General features: G+C 42.2%; 22 protein-coding genes, 1 pseudogene and 1 riboswitch. Of the genes and pseudogenes, 11 read left to right on the forward strand and 12 right to left on the reverse strand.

Annotated elements, in window-relative coordinates; all coding sequences use genetic code 11:
• Positions 1-151: 151 nt before the first annotated feature.
• The 3 genes from motB to clpE form a co-directional block, all read right to left on the reverse strand.
• Positions 152-931, reverse strand: coding sequence for a flagellar motor protein MotB (motB, locus tag KI350_RS03460; RefSeq protein WP_020451148.1), 780 nt, complete (start codon positions 929-931; stop codon positions 152-154).
• Positions 924-1,727 carry a flagellar motor stator protein MotA gene (motA, locus tag KI350_RS03465; RefSeq protein ID WP_020451149.1) on the reverse strand — a complete coding sequence of 268 codons (804 nt, stop codon included), beginning with the start codon at positions 1,725-1,727 and terminating at the stop codon, positions 924-926. Before motA ends, motB begins: the two co-directional genes overlap by 8 nt.
• Positions 1,728-1,925: 198 nt before the next feature.
• Complete coding sequence (gene clpE, locus KI350_RS03470) at positions 1,926-4,022, reverse strand: ATP-dependent protease ATP-binding subunit ClpE (RefSeq protein WP_025810290.1); 2,097 nt, start codon at positions 4,020-4,022, stop codon at positions 1,926-1,928.
• Between the two features lie 220 nt (positions 4,023-4,242).
• Here clpE and KI350_RS03475 point away from each other — a divergent pair, with 220 nt between their 5' ends.
• The 5 genes from KI350_RS03475 to queF all read left to right on the forward strand — a co-directional run bounded on the left by KI350_RS03475 (position 4,243) and on the right by queF (position 7,890).
• A complete protein-coding gene (locus KI350_RS03475) occupies positions 4,243-5,280 on the forward strand; it encodes a YkvI family membrane protein (protein ID WP_020451151.1) in 1,038 nt (345 codons plus the stop codon).
• An 81-nt stretch (positions 5,281-5,361) separates the two neighbouring features.
• A riboswitch (PreQ1 riboswitch) is annotated at positions 5,362-5,406 on the forward strand.
• Between the two features lie 138 nt (positions 5,407-5,544).
• Positions 5,545-6,204 (forward strand): 7-cyano-7-deazaguanine synthase QueC, encoded by a 660-nt coding sequence (gene queC, locus KI350_RS03480; protein WP_020451152.1) that lies wholly within the window; start codon positions 5,545-5,547, stop codon positions 6,202-6,204.
• A 2-nt stretch (positions 6,205-6,206) separates the two neighbouring features.
• A complete protein-coding gene (gene queD / locus KI350_RS03485; protein WP_023857309.1) occupies positions 6,207-6,647 on the forward strand; it encodes a 6-carboxytetrahydropterin synthase QueD in 441 nt (146 codons plus the stop codon).
• Positions 6,640-7,371, forward strand: coding sequence for a 7-carboxy-7-deazaguanine synthase QueE (queE, locus tag KI350_RS03490; RefSeq protein WP_023857308.1), 732 nt, complete (start codon positions 6,640-6,642; stop codon positions 7,369-7,371). The genes queD and queE overlap by 8 nt, the downstream gene beginning before the upstream one ends.
• A gap of 21 nt (positions 7,372-7,392) precedes the next feature.
• Entirely contained in the window at positions 7,393-7,890 is a 498-nt protein-coding gene (gene queF, locus KI350_RS03495) for a preQ(1) synthase (protein ID WP_009328607.1), read from the forward strand.
• A 651-nt stretch (positions 7,891-8,541) separates the two neighbouring features.
• Here queF and KI350_RS23175 read toward each other — a convergent pair.
• Together KI350_RS23175 and KI350_RS03500 are read right to left on the reverse strand one after the other, a co-directional pair.
• A complete protein-coding gene (locus tag KI350_RS23175) occupies positions 8,542-8,667 on the reverse strand; it encodes a hypothetical protein (RefSeq protein ID WP_261763398.1) in 126 nt (41 codons plus the stop codon).
• Positions 8,657-9,787 (reverse strand): Rap family tetratricopeptide repeat protein, encoded by a 1,131-nt coding sequence (locus KI350_RS03500; RefSeq protein WP_081303562.1) that lies wholly within the window; start codon positions 9,785-9,787, stop codon positions 8,657-8,659. Before KI350_RS03500 ends, KI350_RS23175 begins: the two co-directional genes overlap by 11 nt.
• A 63-nt stretch (positions 9,788-9,850) precedes the next feature.
• Between KI350_RS03500 and KI350_RS03505 the strand changes: the two genes are divergently transcribed.
• Positions 9,851-10,000 (forward strand): hypothetical protein, encoded by a 150-nt coding sequence (locus KI350_RS03505; RefSeq protein WP_212930433.1) that lies wholly within the window; start codon positions 9,851-9,853, stop codon positions 9,998-10,000.
• Here KI350_RS03505 and KI350_RS22935 read toward each other — a convergent pair.
• The 6 genes and pseudogenes from KI350_RS22935 to KI350_RS03530 all read right to left on the reverse strand — a co-directional run bounded on the left by KI350_RS22935 (position 9,926) and on the right by KI350_RS03530 (position 14,276).
• A pseudogene (locus tag KI350_RS22935) lies at positions 9,926-10,099 on the reverse strand (DUF8096 family protein). The gene KI350_RS03505 and the pseudogene KI350_RS22935 sit on opposite strands and share 75 nt — an antisense overlap.
• A gap of 196 nt (positions 10,100-10,295) precedes the next feature.
• A complete protein-coding gene (locus KI350_RS03510) occupies positions 10,296-11,087 on the reverse strand; it encodes a DUF817 domain-containing protein (protein WP_065644018.1) in 792 nt (263 codons plus the stop codon).
• A gap of 110 nt (positions 11,088-11,197) precedes the next feature.
• Positions 11,198-11,419 carry a helix-turn-helix domain-containing protein gene (locus KI350_RS03515; RefSeq protein WP_065644019.1) on the reverse strand — a complete coding sequence of 74 codons (222 nt, stop codon included), beginning with the start codon at positions 11,417-11,419 and terminating at the stop codon, positions 11,198-11,200.
• A 10-nt stretch (positions 11,420-11,429) separates the two neighbouring features.
• Positions 11,430-11,912 carry a DUF2975 domain-containing protein gene (locus tag KI350_RS03520; RefSeq protein WP_065644020.1) on the reverse strand — a complete coding sequence of 161 codons (483 nt, stop codon included), beginning with the start codon at positions 11,910-11,912 and terminating at the stop codon, positions 11,430-11,432.
• Between the two features lie 592 nt (positions 11,913-12,504).
• The gene (locus KI350_RS03525; RefSeq protein WP_065644021.1) at positions 12,505-12,837 is read right to left on the reverse strand and encodes a hypothetical protein; all 333 of its coding nucleotides are present in this window, start codon (positions 12,835-12,837) and stop codon (positions 12,505-12,507) included.
• 11 nt (positions 12,838-12,848) lie between these two features.
• Positions 12,849-14,276: a lipase family protein gene (locus KI350_RS03530; RefSeq protein ID WP_065644022.1), complete on the reverse strand. Its 1,428-nt coding sequence runs from the start codon at positions 14,274-14,276 to the stop codon at positions 12,849-12,851.
• A gap of 50 nt (positions 14,277-14,326) precedes the next feature.
• Here KI350_RS03530 and KI350_RS03535 point away from each other — a divergent pair, with 50 nt between their 5' ends.
• The 3 genes from KI350_RS03535 (at position 14,327) to KI350_RS03545 (ending at position 16,428) form a co-directional block, all read left to right on the forward strand.
• Positions 14,327-14,668 (forward strand): DUF1433 domain-containing protein, encoded by a 342-nt coding sequence (locus KI350_RS03535; protein WP_065644023.1) that lies wholly within the window; start codon positions 14,327-14,329, stop codon positions 14,666-14,668.
• Positions 14,669-14,835: 167 nt separating this feature from the next.
• Complete coding sequence (locus KI350_RS03540; protein WP_065644024.1) at positions 14,836-15,150, forward strand: MafI2 family immunity protein; 315 nt, start codon at positions 14,836-14,838, stop codon at positions 15,148-15,150.
• Positions 15,151-15,573: 423 nt separating this feature from the next.
• Entirely contained in the window at positions 15,574-16,428 is an 855-nt protein-coding gene (locus tag KI350_RS03545; RefSeq protein ID WP_065644025.1) for a DUF1672 family protein, read from the forward strand.
• 324 nt (positions 16,429-16,752) lie between these two features.
• Here KI350_RS03545 and KI350_RS03550 read toward each other — a convergent pair whose 3' ends face one another.
• The gene (locus KI350_RS03550; protein WP_003181225.1) at positions 16,753-16,941 is read right to left on the reverse strand and encodes a YkvS family protein; all 189 of its coding nucleotides are present in this window, start codon (positions 16,939-16,941) and stop codon (positions 16,753-16,755) included.
• Between the two features lie 142 nt (positions 16,942-17,083).
• On the opposite strand from KI350_RS03550, the gene KI350_RS03555 reads away from it, so the two are divergent.
• Complete coding sequence (locus KI350_RS03555; RefSeq protein WP_154495665.1) at positions 17,084-17,302, forward strand: hypothetical protein; 219 nt, start codon at positions 17,084-17,086, stop codon at positions 17,300-17,302.
• A gap of 229 nt (positions 17,303-17,531) precedes the next feature.
• Positions 17,532-18,140 (forward strand): cell wall hydrolase, encoded by a 609-nt coding sequence (locus KI350_RS03560; protein WP_165426854.1) that lies wholly within the window; start codon positions 17,532-17,534, stop codon positions 18,138-18,140.
• Positions 18,141-18,219: the final 79 nt, after the last annotated feature.

Here is an 18,219-nt window from a genome sequence, read left to right on the forward strand (position 1 = left end):
CACCTAGCGAAGCTAGGCTAGGGGTGTGGGAGGACTTTTTCTATTTCTTTTATAAAGATGACAAAACACATCAAAACCATTTAAAACAAAAAAGCTTGTAGAAAAACATAGGTTTCTCTACAAGCTGAGGAAGCTGCCAAAAGGCAGCTTCCTATTCTTTTTTATTCAAGTTTTCCTGGCCGATCGGCAGGATGAGGATTTCAACGCGTCTGTTTTTCCTTCTTCCTTCTTCGGTGTCATTTGAAGCGATCGGTTTAAATTCTCCGTAGCCTTTCGCGCTGAATATCTTGGCGTCAAGCTTGGGATTTTCGATTAAAAGCCCCATGAAATTGACTGCCCGCATCACGCTTAAATGCCAATTTGATTTAAATTGAGAATTTCGAATCGGCACATTGTCCGTATGTCCGCTGATTACGATATTGCGGGGCGGATTCAAGACGAGAAGGTCGGATACTTCCTTGGCCAGCGGAATGTCCTGCTGGCGGATCTCCGCTTTTCCGGAATCAAAAAAGATATTATCCTCGATGGAAAGGAGGAGGCCTTCGTCTGTCAGCTTCGTATTGACCTGTTTTTCAAGACTTTTCTCTTTAATAAACCGGTTGACCTGCTCCTGAATTTTTTTCAGCGACTGCTTGTCTTTTTCTTTTTGATCTTGAGAGAGATCTTTTGCTTGGTCAGGGCTTTTTCCATCTTCGGTTGTGCTCGTTTTCGGCTCGGTGAAGCTGGAATAATCCATCATTCCTGTTCCGCCGGTAAATACGGCATTGAATGATTTAGACAGCATATCAAACTTCTTGGCGTCGATCGAGCTCATGGCAAACAGTACGATGAACAAGGCCAAAAGCAGTGTCAGCAGGTCGGCATATGGGATGAGCCAAGACTCATCCACGTGTTCTTCATGGTCTTTTTTGTGCTTCTTTTTTCTAGCCATTGCTGCTGTCTCCTTTGTCTCCTTCTGGGATGACGATGCTGGAGCGTTCGCTTGGAGAGACATACATCAAAAGCTTTTGTTCAATGACTTTTGGCGCTTGGCCTTCCAAGATCGAAAGGATGCCTTCAATCATGACTTCGCGGACTTTGACTTCCTGTTTGGATTTCCGCTTTAATTTATTGGCAAAAGGATGCCATAGTACATATCCGGTGAAGATCCCGAGAAGGGTCGCGACAAAAGCGGCGCTGATCGCATGTCCAAGCGCTTCAGTGTCGCTCATATCCGCAAGCGCTGCGATCAGTCCGACAACAGCGCCCAAAACGCCGAGTGTCGGCGCGTATGTGCCCGCCTGGGTAAAAATGCCCGCTCCGACTTGATGTCTTTCTTCCATTGCTTCAACTTCTTCAGTTAAAACGTCCCTGATAAATTCGGCACTTTGGCCGTCTACTGCCATGCTCATGCCGTTTTTCAAAAATTCATCATCGATCTCATTCAAATTTGCTTCCAAAGCGAGAAGTCCTTCACGTCTTGCGATTTGCGCCCACTCGGAAAACATCGGGATCAATTCGTTGATTTCGATCATCTTCTTCTCTTTGAACAAGATGCCGAAGAGTTTGGGAACCTTTTTGATCTCGCGGATTGGAAAAGCGATCACAACTGCTGCGATTGTCCCGACAAGGATGATCAGCCATGCCGCGGGATTGACGAGAACGGAAGGGCTGACACCTTTCATGACCATGCCGACACCTACTCCGATGATAGCTAAGATGATTCCAATTAACGATGTTTTGTCCATTTTTTCACCAATTCCTTTAACTAACTTTTCTATCGTTAATATCGGTGTTGCGTGATAGGAACTTTAGGGTGTTTCTTAAATTGTTTCAAAATCATGGTGAAAAGGGACTTTAGGGTTATTTAATGTTAAAAAATAGAATTTTTGTGATCCTTACGTTGTATGTAAAGCGGCCTCCGCAATCGGAGGCCGTTATGTGTGTTATGCGGTTGGTTTCACCAAGATTTCATCGTTTTCAACGATAACCGCAAAACCGTTGATATGTTCTTCTTCAAGCAGCAGATCGGTCATTTGATCTTCGACTGCTGTTTGAATGGTTCGTCTTAATGGGCGGGCGCCGAAGGCCGGATGGTATCCGATTTCAGCAATTTTTTCTTTTGCTTCATCTGAAACTTCAAGCGTCATGTTTTGCTCTTTTAACGTTTCTTCAAGCTCTTCCAGCAAGAGAGTGACGATCTTGACCAGATCTTCTTTTTCGAGCGGCTGGAACTCGATGATGCTGTCAAATCTGTTCAGGAATTCCGGCTTAAAGTAGCTGCTTAGGGAATCGATCATTGATTGTTCGCCCATTACTTGTTCTTCCCGGTTAAAACCGACGGTTGTCCGCTTTTCAGATACTCCGGCATTGCTTGTCATAATGATGACGGTATCTTTAAAGCTGACCGTCCGTCCCTGGCTGTCTGTCAGACGTCCGTCTTCCATGATTTGCAGGAACATGTGCTGAACATCGGGATGGGCTTTTTCGATTTCATCAAGCAAAACGATGCTGTACGGGTTCCTCCGGACTTTTTCGGTGAGCTGTCCGGCTTCTTCGTGGCCGACATATCCAGGAGGTGAACCGATCAGCTTCGATACGGCGTGTTTTTCCATGTATTCGCTCATATCGAGGCGGATGACGGCATCCTTCGTGCCGAACAGTTCTTCCGCAAGCCTTTTAGAAAGTTCTGTTTTACCGACACCTGTCGGGCCGACGAACAGGAATGAACCGACTGGCCTGTTTTTTGATTTCAGGCCGGCGCGGCTTCTTTTGACGGCTTTTGCCACTTTTTTTACCGCTTCTTTTTGACCGATCACGCGGCTTGAAAGGTTTGCTTCAAGCTCTTTCATTTTCTTCTGATCGTCGTGCTGAAGCTTGCCGACCGGAATGCCGGTTTTTTGTTCGATGATCGCTTGAATGTCTTCAGCTTTAACGGTTGCCCGTTTTTCTTCCGCATGGTTTTCCATTTTTTTGTGCAGTGCTTCTTCTTCATCGCGGAGCTTTGCTGCAAGCTCATAGTTTTCTTCCTGCAGCGCTTTAGCTTTTTCCGCTTCGATTTCTTTCAGGCGTTGGGAAGCTTGTTCACCGCTGACCGTGTCGATTTTCAAGTTCGCTTTTGAACCGGCTTCATCCAAAAGGTCGATCGCCTTATCGGGAAGATGACGGTCCTGAATATAGCGGCTAGACAGAACGACGCAGGCTTTGATCGCTTCATCCGTGTAAGTTACATCATGATACGCTTCGTATTTTTCTTTCAGCCCGTTTAAAATCGCCGCGGTCTGCTCAATTGTCGGTTCATGCACCATGATCGGCTGGAAGCGCCGCTCTAATGCTGCATCTTTTTCGATTTGGCGATATTCTTTCAACGTCGTCGCGCCGATGACTTGCAGTTCGCCTCTGGCAAGCGCAGGTTTTAAAATGTTGCCGGCGTCCATGGAGCCTTCGGCAGAGCCTGCTCCGACAAGAAGGTGAATTTCGTCAATAAACAAGACCGCGTTTTTGCGTTCTTTCAGCTCTTTCATCAGCTGTTTCATTCTTTCTTCAAATTGTCCTCTGATGCCGGTGTTTGCTACGAGGGAAGCGACATCAAGCAGGTAGAGTTCTTTGTTTTTCAATTTATTTGGAACATCGCCTTCGGCGATTTTGAGAGCAAGTCCTTCAGCAACGGCTGTTTTACCAACGCCCGGTTCACCGATTAAGACAGGGTTGTTTTTATTTCTGCGGTTTAAGATCTCGATTACACGGGCCACTTCATCATCGCGGCCGATCACCGGATCGAGCAAGCCTGTCTTTGCGGCATTCGTTAAGTTGACGGCAAGTTCATCGAGCAAGCCTTTTTTGGCAGCGGTTTGCGTCTGCGCTTGTGATGGCTGGCTGAAGAAAGAACCTCCTCCGCCAAAAAAATGATTTCCTGAAAACATAGAAGGCTGAGTCAGCTCTTTATAGCAGTCTTCACATAAATCCATTTGCTTTTTTGTAAAGTTGATTTGCATGTTCAGGCGAATCGTCGCCTCATTTTTTTGACAATGTTGACAACGCATTTGCCAAAACCCCCTTTATTGAATTTGACCTTTTTTGACCAATTGACTTTGAAAAAATGGTCTGTAGTTTGACCATTTCTGACTATTAGTATACATTGACCTTCTTTGACTTTCAAGTTCTATGCTTTTTTCTTTTTGTTCCTGAATGAGAAGTTGTCCTTCTTTTTAAAGGACATGGCTCATATGGTGTAGAAAGGGAATTCGTTTACGGAGGAGTCGTATGAGTCAATCACATGGATCAGCCTTTCAGCTGGCATTTGTTTATGTAGGAACGGTCGTCGGAGCCGGATTTGCAACTGGAAGAGAAATCGTCGAGTTTTTTTTAAGATTCGGCTGGCCGGGGTTAGCCGGAATTTTGATCAGCGGACTGATGTTTACATTTCTCGGCGCAAAAATGATGCTGATTGCGGTCAGAATCAATGCCAAATCTTATCAGGAGCTGAATCAATATTTATTCGGCCATACGCTCGGGAAATTTGTCAATGTCTTCATGCTCGTGATTTTGCTCGGCGTGACGTCTGTTATGCTGTCCGGAGCGGGGGCGATATTTGAGGAACAGCTCGGCTTTTCAAACCAAGCGGGGATGATTGCGACGATTGCCTTGAGTCTGTTTGTCATGATGAAGGGCGTTAAAGGGATATTCGGCGTCAATGTCATTGTCGTTCCGCTGCTGCTTCTGTTCACAGTCATCGTCCTGTTCGATTCGTTTATTTTCAGAGGGCCGGAGATCCACAATTTGGCGGCATTCTCGGCGGCAAAACCCGATTGGATTTTATCCGCTGTTTCGTACGGCGCTTTTAATTTGTCGCTCGCACAGGCGGTTCTCGTGCCGATCGCTTCTGAACTGAAATCTGAACGGCTCATTATAAAAGGAGCATTAATCGGAGGGTGTCTGCTTACCCTTGTGTTGATCGCGAGCTTTCTGTCTCTTTCAACATTGCCTGATGTCCTGTTATACGAAGTTCCGATGGCACAGGTTGTATTCATTGTCCAACATTCTGTCCATATCATCTATCTGTTTATCATTTTCGGGGAAGTCTTCACATCGGTCATCGGCAATTTATATGGTCTTGAAAAGCAGATTAATGAATATCTTCATATGAAAAGCCTGTATGTATTTATGTTCATCCTGCTGACAATCTACTTGACGGGACAAATCGGCTACGGAAAACTGATATCGACCATTTATCCTTTGTTCGGCCAGCTGAGCCTCGTCTTTATATTCTTTTTGATCGTCAAAAGGGTGCCTGAGCGTTGAATGGCAGGCATTGCACTTGGCGAAACATGCGATTTGTGATAAGATGGCGAAGGAAAATTGAAACAAAATCCGCTTGAAACTGCGGGAGAGGTTCTAGCAAAACCCTCTATAAAAAACTAAGGAAAGCTGTATCCTTGGGGTATGGCCTTTTTTATTGTTTTTTTGCTAGAACACTTTTCTCACAGAGAAAGGTGTTTTTTCGTTTAGATATCAGTGAATCTCTTCTTTTATGAAATACTGACGGAAAGCGGAGAAGGAGGAATTATGAAACAGGAAAAAGCGATCGTCGTATTCAGCGGCGGTCAGGACAGTACGACTTGCCTTTTGTGGGCGCTTCGGCAATTTCAGGAGGTGGAAGCGGTCACCTTCCAATATAATCAGCGGCACCGAGAGGAAATCGAAGTCGCGAAAAAGATCGCTGAAAAGCTTGGCGTCAAGCATCACCTTCTTGATATGGAACTGTTAAATCAGCTCGCGCCGAATGCTTTGACAAGGGATGATATCGAGATTGAGGCGAAAGAAGGCGAACTTCCGTCCACTTTTGTTCCGGGACGCAACCTCGTGTTTTTATCGTTCGCTTCGATCCTCGCCTACCAGGTCGGCGCGCGGCACATCATAACAGGTGTATGCGAGACGGATTTCAGCGGCTATCCGGATTGCCGGGATGAGTTCGTCAAATCCTGCAATGTCACTGTCAACTTGGCGATGGAGCGCCCGTTTGTCATCCACACGCCGCTGATGTGGCTGAACAAGGCGGAAACGTGGGAGCTCGCCGATGAGCTTGATGCGCTTGATTTCGTGAAAAACGAGACGCTGACGTGCTACAACGGAATCATTGCCGACGGCTGCGGCGAATGCCCGGCCTGCAAGCTTCGGGCGAATGGCTACAATGAATATATGAAAATGAAAAAGGAGCGAGCTTAACAGTGCTTACACAAATTTACCCGCAACCAAGCCATCCTTACTCTTTTGAACTAAATAAAGATATGCAGATGTCAGCCGCGCATTTTATTCCGAGAGAGGATGCGGGCGCATGCAGCAGAGTCCACGGCCATACGTATACAATCAATATCACGATTGCCGGGGATGAATTGAATGAATCAGGATTCCTTGTCAACTTCAGCACCATTAAAAAATTGATCCACGGGGAATACGATCATACGCTTTTAAATGACCATCAGGAATTTTCGGGTGAAAGCGCGGATCGGATCCCTTCGACAGAAGTGGTGGCGAAAACGATTTACGATAAAACAGAGGCTTATTTGAAAGATCTCAAAAACCGTCCGCATTGCGTTCAGGTGTTTGTCAGGGAAACGCCGACAAGCTATGTCGTCTACCGTCCGAAACCGGGTGTTCACAATGGCTAAGCCGATTCCCGTACTTGAAATTTTCGGTCCGACGGTTCAGGGAGAGGGGATGGTCATCGGGCAAAAAACGATGTTTGTCAGAACAGCCGGCTGCGACTATTCGTGCAGCTGGTGCGATTCAGCTTTTACCTGGGACGGTTCGGCGAAAAAAGACATCAAATGGATGACCGCGGAAGAAGTATACGAATCTCTTAAAGACATCGGCGGAAACGCCTTCTCGCACGTTACGATTTCAGGAGGCAACCCGGCGCTTTTAAAACAGCTGGACGGACTGATTTCCCTTTTAAAAGAAAACGGTATACGGACAGCGCTTGAGACGCAAGGGACGTTTTATCAAGACTGGTTTGCCGGAATCGATGATTTAACAATTTCGCCAAAGCCGCCGAGCTCCAATATGAAAACCGATTTTAACAAGCTTGATCATATTGTTGAAAAACTGAAAGAGCACGGTCAGGCGGCAGCGGCAAGTTTGAAGGTCGTCATATTCACGGCGGAAGACCTTCAATTTGCAAAGCAAGTTCACCAGCGTTATCCTGATGTCCCGTTCTTTCTCCAAGTCGGAAATGACGACGTTCATACAGAAGACCAAGTGCGGCTCGTCGAACGGCTGCTTCAAAAGTATGAACAGCTGGTAGAAGCGGTCACGCGCGACCCTGAATTGAACCGCGTCCGCGTTCTCCCGCAGCTCCACACCCTGATCTGGGGTAACAAACGAGGCGTTTGATTGAAGAAAGGAAGATGAATGATGACCACAAGAAAAGATTCAGAACTCGAAGGCGTAACCCTTCTTGGAAATCAAGGCACCAATTATTTGTTTGACTATTCTCCGGAAGTGCTTGAGTCTTTCCCGAATAAACACGAAAACAGGGACTACTTCGTGAAATTCAACTGCCCTGAATTCACATCCCTGTGCCCGAAAACCGGCCAGCCCGATTTTGCCACGATCTATATCAGCTACATCCCTGATAAAAAAATGGTAGAAAGCAAGTCTTTGAAACTGTATCTCTTCAGTTTCCGAAATCACGGCGATTTTCACGAAGACTGCATGAACATCATCATGAACGATTTAATTGAGCTGATGGACCCGCGCTACATCGAAGTCTGGGGCAAATTCACGCCGAGAGGCGGAATCTCAATCGACCCGTACACCAACTACGGCAAGCCCGGCACAAAGTATGAAAAAATGGCCGAGTATCGGATGATGAACCATGATCTGTATCCGGAGACGATTGATAATCGGTAAGAGGTGCATCGGTGTGTGACCGAGACGCGTATTGTTACGCGTCTTTTTTGTTCGAAATTTCCACGAACAATTGCAGCGTATTGGTCGAATGCTAGTCCGGGTATATGAAATACGATTCGAATTGTTAATTGAAGGGTAAAGAGGAGGAAACTTCGTCGTCACTCGCCTCGTTAACGTCTCCGCTTGTCAGTTCGTCGTTAACTGCGAATGCTCTAGCGTTCGGTATTTATCTGTTTTTAGTCTTGTTTGTTCATTAATTAAAAATATAGCTTTGTCCTCCTGTTAAAAAGGATGTTTTCTGTTTTTTTCTTTAAACATAAAAATTTAGTTATTCTGACTTTGAGGAGGGGATGGGAGGTATATACAGGAGAGACGAAGAGCGGCGATTAAAACATAGTGTCAAGAGCATGTCTCATTCTGACGTTTACACACAAATATGTAACGTGAAGATGTTGGAGGGCTTACGAAAGAAGCAATCGATCGTTATAGACGGGAGGAGCGTTGAAGAAATTGTAAAGGAAGGTTGGCACTGAGTCGGAATGGTATACGTTAATCTTACCGTATTTTATCGACAGCTGATAAGAAGTTTATTACGATGTTTAACGTTAAGAAACTGTAGACATGAAAAAGCGCCCCAATGCGGGGCGTTTCTTACGTTTGCTTACGGGTAGCGATTTGATATACGCCGTCAGACTGGTCGGTTGCTGAAACAGCGCTAATACCCATCGTTAATATCGCGGCGGCTAAAATGGGAATAACGAGCTTTTTAATACTCATAGAGACACTCCCCTTTTTTAATTTGTGTTTGTGCATACATCATTTTTTGAAGGAACTCGATTGAGTTTCTGTGGTCTTTTCTTTCAAGGTATTGGTTGGAGACTTCAAGCGAAAGCTCTTCTATGTATGCAAATATTTTATTCTCTTCCAAGTATTTAAATACCTCTAAAATCTCTTCTTTATTCACAGAATAGATATATAACGCCTCGAGATATTCAAATAGTGAAGTGAATAGGGTATCATTGAATTTTCGAGCTGTTTGTCTACCAATACGAAATATCTCGATTGCGCGCCCGTAGTTTTTCTGTTTAAAAAGAAGTTGAGTAAAGTAATATAATGATTGTGGTAGGTTATTATATTCTTCTTTTAGGTTAATCTCTACGGCTTTTTCAGCATATTCAACTGCTGCATCAATGTCCCCCATACATTCATGACAGTCGGCTATATTAAAATAGGCAGAACTAATGAGCCTTTTATTGTCGATCTCTATCGCTAATTGAAGTGCGTTTTCCAAGTGAGGCAAGGCTTTGTCGTGGCACATTAAATCGTCATAGTTACCCGCGATAACAAATAAACATTGGATTTTACGGACTGTGTAGAGTTCATGATTATTGTATATTTTAAAGGCCCTCAATATATGATACATGGATACATGAGTCTGTTTCATGATGTAGTATGCTTCAGCCATTTTAAAGTGAAACTCGGCTTGTTCTATAACATCCGTAATGAGAGACAACTGTTTTTCTGCGTTTCGATAAAACTCTATCGCTTTGATGTACTGTTTTTTCTCAAATTCATACATGCCCCTAAAGAAAAATGAGTAGTAACTAAGGAGGTCATTTAAATCTCCTCGAGGCTCCTCGATTTGGGTCAACAATTCATGGATTGATCGTCCCTGTTTTCTTTTGTTAGTAGGTTCTAAATATTCTAACATTAATTGATGTCTAAAACACATCAACTGATAGTAAAGGAGTAAGTCCTGATCCTCTTCCATTTGATTAATTTCCTTCTCTACTTCTTCTTTTAAAGCCTCTGCATCCGGTACACTAAACTCTCTTATCATTTTATACCATTCGTGGATTTTCACTCCGACTTTTGACGAGGGTAATAACTGTTTCACTTCCACCTCTCCCTTTTTATTTCCTTTTTGTAAATATATTACTATACTTAGGGAGATAATAGGTTGAAAAATGAAAAAATTTTCGGCATACCGCAATTAAAGCAATACAAAAAGACGCCTGTTAAGGCGCCTGATATTCTATATGCTCTTATTCATGCCACATCTGCAGCATTCTCGAAGGTAAATTTCGTCCTTCACCGAGCTCTTGAATAGCGGATAATCGCAGTTGTCTCACCGGCCATAAAGACCGTCCGGTTATTCCTTATAATCGTATACCACCGTCATATCATATCCTTTTATTTCGTAATCCATTCGCCAACGATCTCCAACTAATAGGATACGTAAGAGGACGGAGGATTCAACGTTCTCTCCAGGAAAATGAATCTTGGTGATCAAGTCTTATGACCTACTAAAGGAGTAATTCGATATGTGAATGATCAGCTTAAAGAAAATTTTTTATTGATGTCTGCAACAGGTCCCATAGCTCTTTGATACCCTTTAAAATAAGTTATAAAAATTGACCGGCATCCACTCTAGTGGAATCTTTCTCCTTAATCTGTTTTAACGTGGCTACGATTAGAAAGCTGACAATCACTAATAAGAGCCATGAACTCACTTTCCCTACATGAACGAGACTCCACGCGCTGGTTTGGTTTGGATATGTCCAGGCTCCAAAAAACGTTGCGATATTTTCGGCTATCCATATAAAAAATCCGATGAGCACAAAAGAAAGTGCGAGCGGCATACGGTAACGAATTCCATTAACCTCGTATATGACCCATGATTTCCAAAAGACAATTATCACAAGTCCAGATAACCAAAAGCGGACGTCAATCCAATAATGATGGAGGAAAAAATTCAAATAAATCGCAGCGGCAAGAGGTACAACGACGAAAAACGGCGGCCACTTCACCAGTTCAACCTTGAGCCTCCTCCACGCCTGGCAAAGATAACTGGCGACACTTGCGTACATAAAGCCGCTATACAAAGGCACTCCAAAGATTTTGGAATAACCTTCCTCTGGATAAGACCAGGAGCCCATTTGCACCTTGAAAAGTTCAAGAGCTAGTCCAATAATATGGAACAATGTGATCACTTTTAATTCATCCCGTGTTTCAAGCCCGGAACGCACCATCCACCATTGCATGAGAACACAGATGATGAGCAGCCAGTCATACCGCGGCAGGAAGGGAAGAGGGATGGTTTGTGTAATTGCCAAAGAGGCAAAAATAACGACAGGAAATAAACATGACAAGGACTGCTCCCAACCAAAACGAACGAGTTGTTTTAGTGCTCTCATCATGTGTGCCTCCGAAGTTTTTTTCTGAATATATGGGAGGCCGGCTTTGTATTACAGCTAAACAGGCTTACGGGTATGCGCATAAGATCACCGCCGAATAGGCTAAATTTTTAATCATGGGTGTCTTCATCACTTCGGTATTCCAAAATATCTCCGGGTTGACATTCTAAAGCAATGCAAATCGCCTCTAAAGTTGATAATCGAATAGCCTTTGCCTTTCCGTTTTTTAATATAGAAAGATTCGCCATTGTGATTCCAACCCTCTCAGAAAGTTCCGTTACGCTCATTTTTCTTTTAGCAAGCATCACGTCAATATTGATAATAATTGCCATTGTTTTCACCTCAGACTGTTAAATCATTTTCTGATTTTATATCAATCGCTTCTTGCAATAGCCTTTGGAGAACAGCAGCAAAGACGGCGATAACCATTGAAGCAAAAATAAGGACCAGTCCGATGAGTATGATGCCAGGAGCGTCGTCCATCTCCGCGATGAGATAGAAGAGCGGCATGCCTGCCGCTAATAAAATACTGATGGTGATTGCACAGTATTTTATATTCTTTAAAGCCCGTACAGACAATTTCGAGAAAGCTTTATTGTGGTCAATATAGCTTAAAAGTTTAAAGGCTTGATACAGAGCAAAGTAAAAAGGTATCGCCGCTGCATACAAATCGATATAAACGAGATATTTCAGATAAGAAATATCCGGGTACAATTCAGCTGCAAAATTCGCTATTTTTGGCACGAAAAATATGCACAAAGCAAGTACTGGGATTCCAATAAGAATAACAGCCATCTTTAAAAAGAGTGTTGATCCACGTTTCATAAAGAGCACCTCACTTATTTGTCGATTTGAATTTAACATATTATTTATCGTTTTCAATAAAAAATTATTGATAAAAATGATTTTATTGTTGTTATGGAATGATCTTTTGATTTTAGACAAGCGTTTATAACAAATGAGCTATGCAAGGCAATACGTCAGCGGAGTATACATCACCTCTTTCGGGCCTTTGCGGCTTCTGCCAAACGAAACGATCAAGCTTAAAGCAAGCGTCTTTCGAATAAGCGCAGGTTCGAGACAGTCAATGAATTGAAAAACGCTGGTTATGCGATTGTTAAACCGGGACCCAATCATTTCGCCAAATAAAGTCCCCTAGGGTGAAAAAGCTCAAACGTATTTTAAATTTATCGGGTATATTGAAATGCTTAAAAGGTTAAGGGCTATTAATGGAATAGCCATAAAGGAATATGTGTCAACAAGGGGACTTGCAAAAATAAAAAAGCTCTTAACGTGAAGACTCGGGGTGAAGTCGAGGAGTTATTTGAGGTGAAGACCGAAGACGAGTAGTGTGGTGAAAACAGAACAGAACATGTTGTTAGATTTAAATAAAAATAAGACGCCAATTAAGGCGCCGTCATCTCGTCTTAAATCCATTCACAAAACTTTCTCCGTCCTGCTCCGTATTGATAAGCTGCTGGGCGCTGTGGCTGATTCGCTGAGCAAGCGCCTGCTGCGCTTTTCCTTCGAAGCTGTAGAGAAGTGATGAATAAACGCTGTTCATTTCTTTTTGTATATCGTCTACTTTAAACTTCGGTCTTAGCGACGTTTTAATGCCTTCAAGCTTTGTTGCGGCCGTACCTCTCATGCCCGTTTTCAGCAGTTGAAGCTGGTTGCGTCGTATGAAGAGTGTGTCTTCTTGATCTGCGTTTAAGTTGTTGAGTGAAGCCAGTTTATTGAAATTTTCCATTGTTTCATCTCCTAAAGCTTAAGCCAATTTGCCAGCATTTTATCTTTCGATTTAAAATCTTTTGCGATCTGCGCAAGGTACCCGCTGATGTCTTCTAAATCTGAAATCGTATTTTTTAATGAGGCGATGTACGCTTTTTCGGCATGAACATCGTAAAAGAGCGGATTGCCTTTTTTGTCAAACGACTGCGCCAGGTTATTCAGCGTATTGTTTACATCGTCAAGCGTCAGCTTGTCGTATAAACCGTGGCCGATTTGACGGTAGGTATCATGTTTCAGATCATTGATTGCAGCATCGTGTTCCTGATAGGCGTTTTCGGCTTCCCGTTTCATCGTCCGTAGATCGTTGATCATTGCATTTACTTTTTGCGCGAGCTGCTTGGCGACTTCCGGGGTCACTTTAATTGCGCCACTTCCGGATACAACTTCCGGTGGAAGCATCGCTTTTAAATTTTTGTCATAAACGAGCTCATCGCCTTCTATATTTTGAACGTTGCCGTTTTCGTCGAAAGAGAAATTATTGCTGCCGACCCAGTGTGTATCGGGGTTTTGAAAGATTAGTGTATTAGCGAAATACAGAAGGTTTCTTCCGACCTGTTGGAGTTTATTGCCGTCAAGCCTTTTTTCGCGATTAGCCGTTGCGATAGAAGGATCTTTTGTGTAAATGGTAGTCCCATTGTGACGATCAAATTCGTCCCACCAACCGGCACCGACCATATCATCCGGATTGACAATTGACTTTACATAAGGATTATAGTCTCCGTTATTAATTTCCTTTTGTTTTTCTTCTGAATGTAATTTAACAATTGATGGGCTGTTAAATGAAACAGCGTAAATATCATTGTTGACCGCGCTGTATTCCGCCTCTGCTCCTCCGAGAGAGTGTCCGGTTGTTGAAATAATCGTTGAGGTACCTTTATACTTTTGTTTGACTTCCCGCACAAGTTGATCGGCTTGATCGATTTGTGATGTTTTTGTAATTAATTTATAATCTCCGGACTCGAGCATGGCAGTTTGTTCCATCGAACCTGTATATCTCCCAAGTGTCTTAGACGTATCTTTCGCAGCTTTCTTGACGACATATTGTGTTTTATCTTTCGGATCGTTTCCTAAGACGATATGATTAACGTCCGCTTGTTCTACGTCACTTAGCGGATCCTTCCCTGGATCTGTTCCAGCAAAAGCTACAATGACATTTTTCGGGCTATCTGATTTTATCCACTTGCCGTTTCTCTTTTCGGCTTGTGACAGAACAACCGCATCGAGTCCGGTATCGTCGTCGTTTCGTACGCGCTCAACGTACCAACCAATCTTGTTTTCTGTTACAATTGGCGTGTTACTTTTTAATTTTTCTTTAAGCTGATCATATTTATACGCATTTCTGCTTAATGAATAATAAGTGCTATCCGACAGATTTGGAACTTTTATGTTTTTACTCATACAAAACCTCGCAAATTTAGTGTAAAATGATCTTGAAAGGATGAATTTTTTTGAAAAAATACCTTATTATTCTAGCTTTAGTAATTATAGCAGTCGGGGGTTTTATTGTGAAGAACAACGCACAACATAATGAAGAAATTGAAGAGTTTAAAACTGCAAAAATACATATGGAAAAATTCTTGAAGGCAAATTATGAAGGAATAGATAGTGTTCAGTTCGAGGATAGATATGAAATAGATCCAATGGGTGGCGTACAGGTGTTTGGGTATTATAATAAAGATGAAAATAACAAATTTGATGGTATATACGATCCGTCTAATGATAAGATAATGAGTCATAGTGTTGATGCTGTTATGAAAAAAGAGTGTAGAGATAAAGATTGCGGATATTAAAGGATCCGCTTAACAATGAGCAACCCCTTTTTACTTACTTCTAAACGTTCCTAAAAATTCCCGACCTTCAAACAATGAATAGCCGGAACGGTTAAGCTCAACTCATTCTGTGGGAGGAAGGTTATACTTTAGAAAAAGCTTATTATATTGAGGTGGATATTGAAAATATGGATTCGACAATGAATAATTTAATCATCAGTTGTCATTACGCTTTATTGGGGGCAATCCCATATAAATTAAGGGGACTCGCAGTTAAGTTGGAAAATGAAACGTTATACTGGAAAGGTTATTTTAACGGGGAGCCTACAGACGATGAAAAAGAAATGCTGAGCGTAGCTTGTACAGAGGTACTTGCTGACTTTCCACTCATTAAGGACTGTGAAGAAGAGTATATCAATCATAAATTTCCGTTAAAAATGAATAAATTGCAGTTTTGGGCATTTTTAAGATGGGAAGATAGCGCGCATACAGAAATCGGGTGATATGTAAAACAACGAAAAATTGATTTGTGAAAATTTGTTACATAGTTATGGTTTGAAGTGTAATAAATTAAAGCCTTAATCCATTTTAAGATTATATGGATTAAGGCTTTAATTTGCATCGTTGGTTATCTGGAAAACACCTTCAAAATCGTCCAGGTTCATAATAATAAAAAAATATTCATGTTGATTAGGCGTGCATCGTTGCACGTCTATTCCTTTTGGAAAGAATTTTAACCCAGAACTAAAGAACTTAAAAATCGAGAATGACATAAAAATTATTAGTTCTATTGTCTTATTTTGTGTACCGGAAACCAAAAATACACTTCATATGATTTATAATGAAGCGGGCCCAATAATTAGCAAACAAATGGGATTCAATAAAATCGTACAGTATGCATGCAGTATGAACTGGAGGATACATTTTTGAAATATAAAAAAGCAGCAGCACTTGGAATGGGTTTACTTTTGTTTATAGGCGGATGTCAAAACAGAGAGGATTCTGAAATTAGCGTCCAAGATTACAAAGGACAAGACTTTCATATTCATAGTAAGGGTTATCAAGCGGAAACCGCTGAGATTGCAGAAGCGCATCGAGATGAAGTTGAAAAAACGGTAAAAGATTATTTCTTGGATCAATATAGAACAAAGGTAAAAGTCCATAACATTGTCGGAGGGCATGGATTTGTTACTGTTTATGCTGAATCGGTCGGGAAATTGCATTTCTACACAAGCGCAAAAATTAAAATTGATTTGGACAAGAAAGAGGTGCAGACTGACGCGATCAGTTCATCGGAGTTGGACTTGAAAGATTCGATTACAAGCGCGATATACGCATTGGCTTTTGAAGACGAATTTGCCGCGCTAGATTACTATTTAGAGAAGCTGACAGAAGAAGAGCCGATTGTTGGCAAAACGCAGGCAGCCGTTGATAACACAAGCGGTAAGGGATATCAGACGCCTTATTATGGTGTTTCTTTAAATGCTGATTGGAAGGATGACCTTTATTCAGCATATTTAGAAAACCCGAAAAGAAGCAAACAAGACTGGCAGGAAAAATTAGAAGATGAAGAAATCACCCCAAAATCATGTGATATCAATATACAGTTATATATGAAAAAAGCGCATACAAGGCCAAGCGAACGCATTTATAATCAAGTGGTGCAGGATATTGAAGACATGGAAGAGCTGGCCCCGGGGACTTACAGCATTTACTTGAATGACAATAGAATCGATAAAAACTTCGGATATAATCGTAGAAAAAGCACGCTTGGACGATAATGTCTTCCTAAACTGATAATGAGATTGAAAAATGTACTGATACGGGTCGGAAAGATAAAGTCATCTATTTTAAAATAATGTTTAAGGAGCCGGAAAGCGGTCGGGTATTTCTTTTCATTACGCACGGCCGCCGTCTTTTTCAGCTGTCTAGTCAAAAGCAAACTCGATTACCGTGCTTTGCGATAAAACTTCTTCGGGACGATGTAGGGAACAGAGGAAAAAAACCGCCGGAGCCGGGTGGCAGGCGGTTTTTCCTTTTGTAGAAAAACTTGTGGAAATAAAGCTGCGTGGAAATCGTGAATATTTGCTGTAAAGGGCGGCTGATTAATGCAGGGAATCTTTAATAATTTTATAGTTTTTATGATTGACGACGGTTAAGGAGTCCAGTTCCAAGTCTCTGTAGTTTTCCATAATCGTGACATCGACGATCACAGAGTTTTCGTTTACTTTCTCTACGATTCCGGTGAGTCCGTTTTTAAATTCGATGACGTTCCCGACTTTTGCAATTTTCAAGTGACTTCCTCTCCTTTAAAGTAAATTAACCTATTGAAAGTATTTTGCAATATTTTCTTGGAGAAGTAAAGCGATTTGGGAAGCGGCATCACTATTGTTGTACCTGGTGTGACTTAATGTTATAGTTAATTAGTTAAAGATGATGAGAGAAAAGGGGAGAGAACAGGTGACAGAGCAAAATGCCATCGATCAGATCGAGCAATTAAGGTCAGGGAGCATTCATGAACTCCATGTCAAAAAAGAAGATTTTCTTTCTTTCAGAGCCATCTTAACAAAGCAGGAAGATTTTAAGCATTTTCGCGGCATTGCCCAGCATGGCGGAAATATTATATTTCAATATATGAAAGAGGCAAGAAGCTGAAAAAGGCTTTCTCAGACCGGCTGAGAAAGCTTTTTTTATTTGTGTGAAGCCATATGTTTCTGGAGATTTTGGTGTTTTCTGCATGAAATCGTCCGGCTGTCTGCAATAATGTGACAACCGGACGGTTTGATGGAAGACATGCCAACATTTTGGCAATGAAATCAGCGATTCGTCTTGTTAGTGTAAAACATATGTTTTTTTCGATGAAGATTTGACAAGGAGGAAGGAAATGAAATCGAAATTTGCTGCGCTAGCTGCGTTTTTAATCTGCATGCTGCCGGCAGCAAGAATCGAGCATGCTCAAGCTGTCATGTTGTTCTCGAAAAAAGATAAACAGGAAATGGAACGGCTGATGGAAAGCCTTAAACAAGAAGAAAATCCTGCTTTTCAATTGACAGATGAAAAAAGCTTCGTTGAAGCCGCACATCTGCCAGCTGAAGAGGAGCAGGAAAAAGAAGAACTTGAAGAAGAGACGACTGATCTTACACATAAAGAAAAAGATCTTTTATCAAGGCTTGTACATGCCGAAGCGAAAGGCGAGTCATTTGAAGGAAAAGTGGCTGTCGCCAATGTCGTCCTGAATCGGGTGGAAGACGGCCGATTTCCTGACAGCGTAAAAAGCGTGATCTATCAAAGAAACGCTTTTGAGCCCGTTCTAAACGGCAGCATCGAGAAAAAAGCAGACCGCGAATCAGTTGAAGCTGTGGAAGAAGCGGTAGATCAAAATAAAAAAGAAACAGACGCTTTATTTTTCTATAATCCTGACATCGCTTCTGATGACTGGATTAAAACGAGAAAAGTCGTGAAGCGCATCGGCAATCATGTCTTTGCGATCTAAAAAAGCAGTCAGGGCCATCCGCCTTGACTGCTTTTTATATGCGATTCTTTCTCACTTTTCACAGCCTAAGAAAAAAATT

The sequence above is a fragment of the Bacillus sp. J41TS8 genome (genome assembly GCF_018333035.1).
Lineage (GTDB): Bacteria > Bacillota > Bacilli > Bacillales > Bacillaceae > Bacillus > Bacillus paralicheniformis.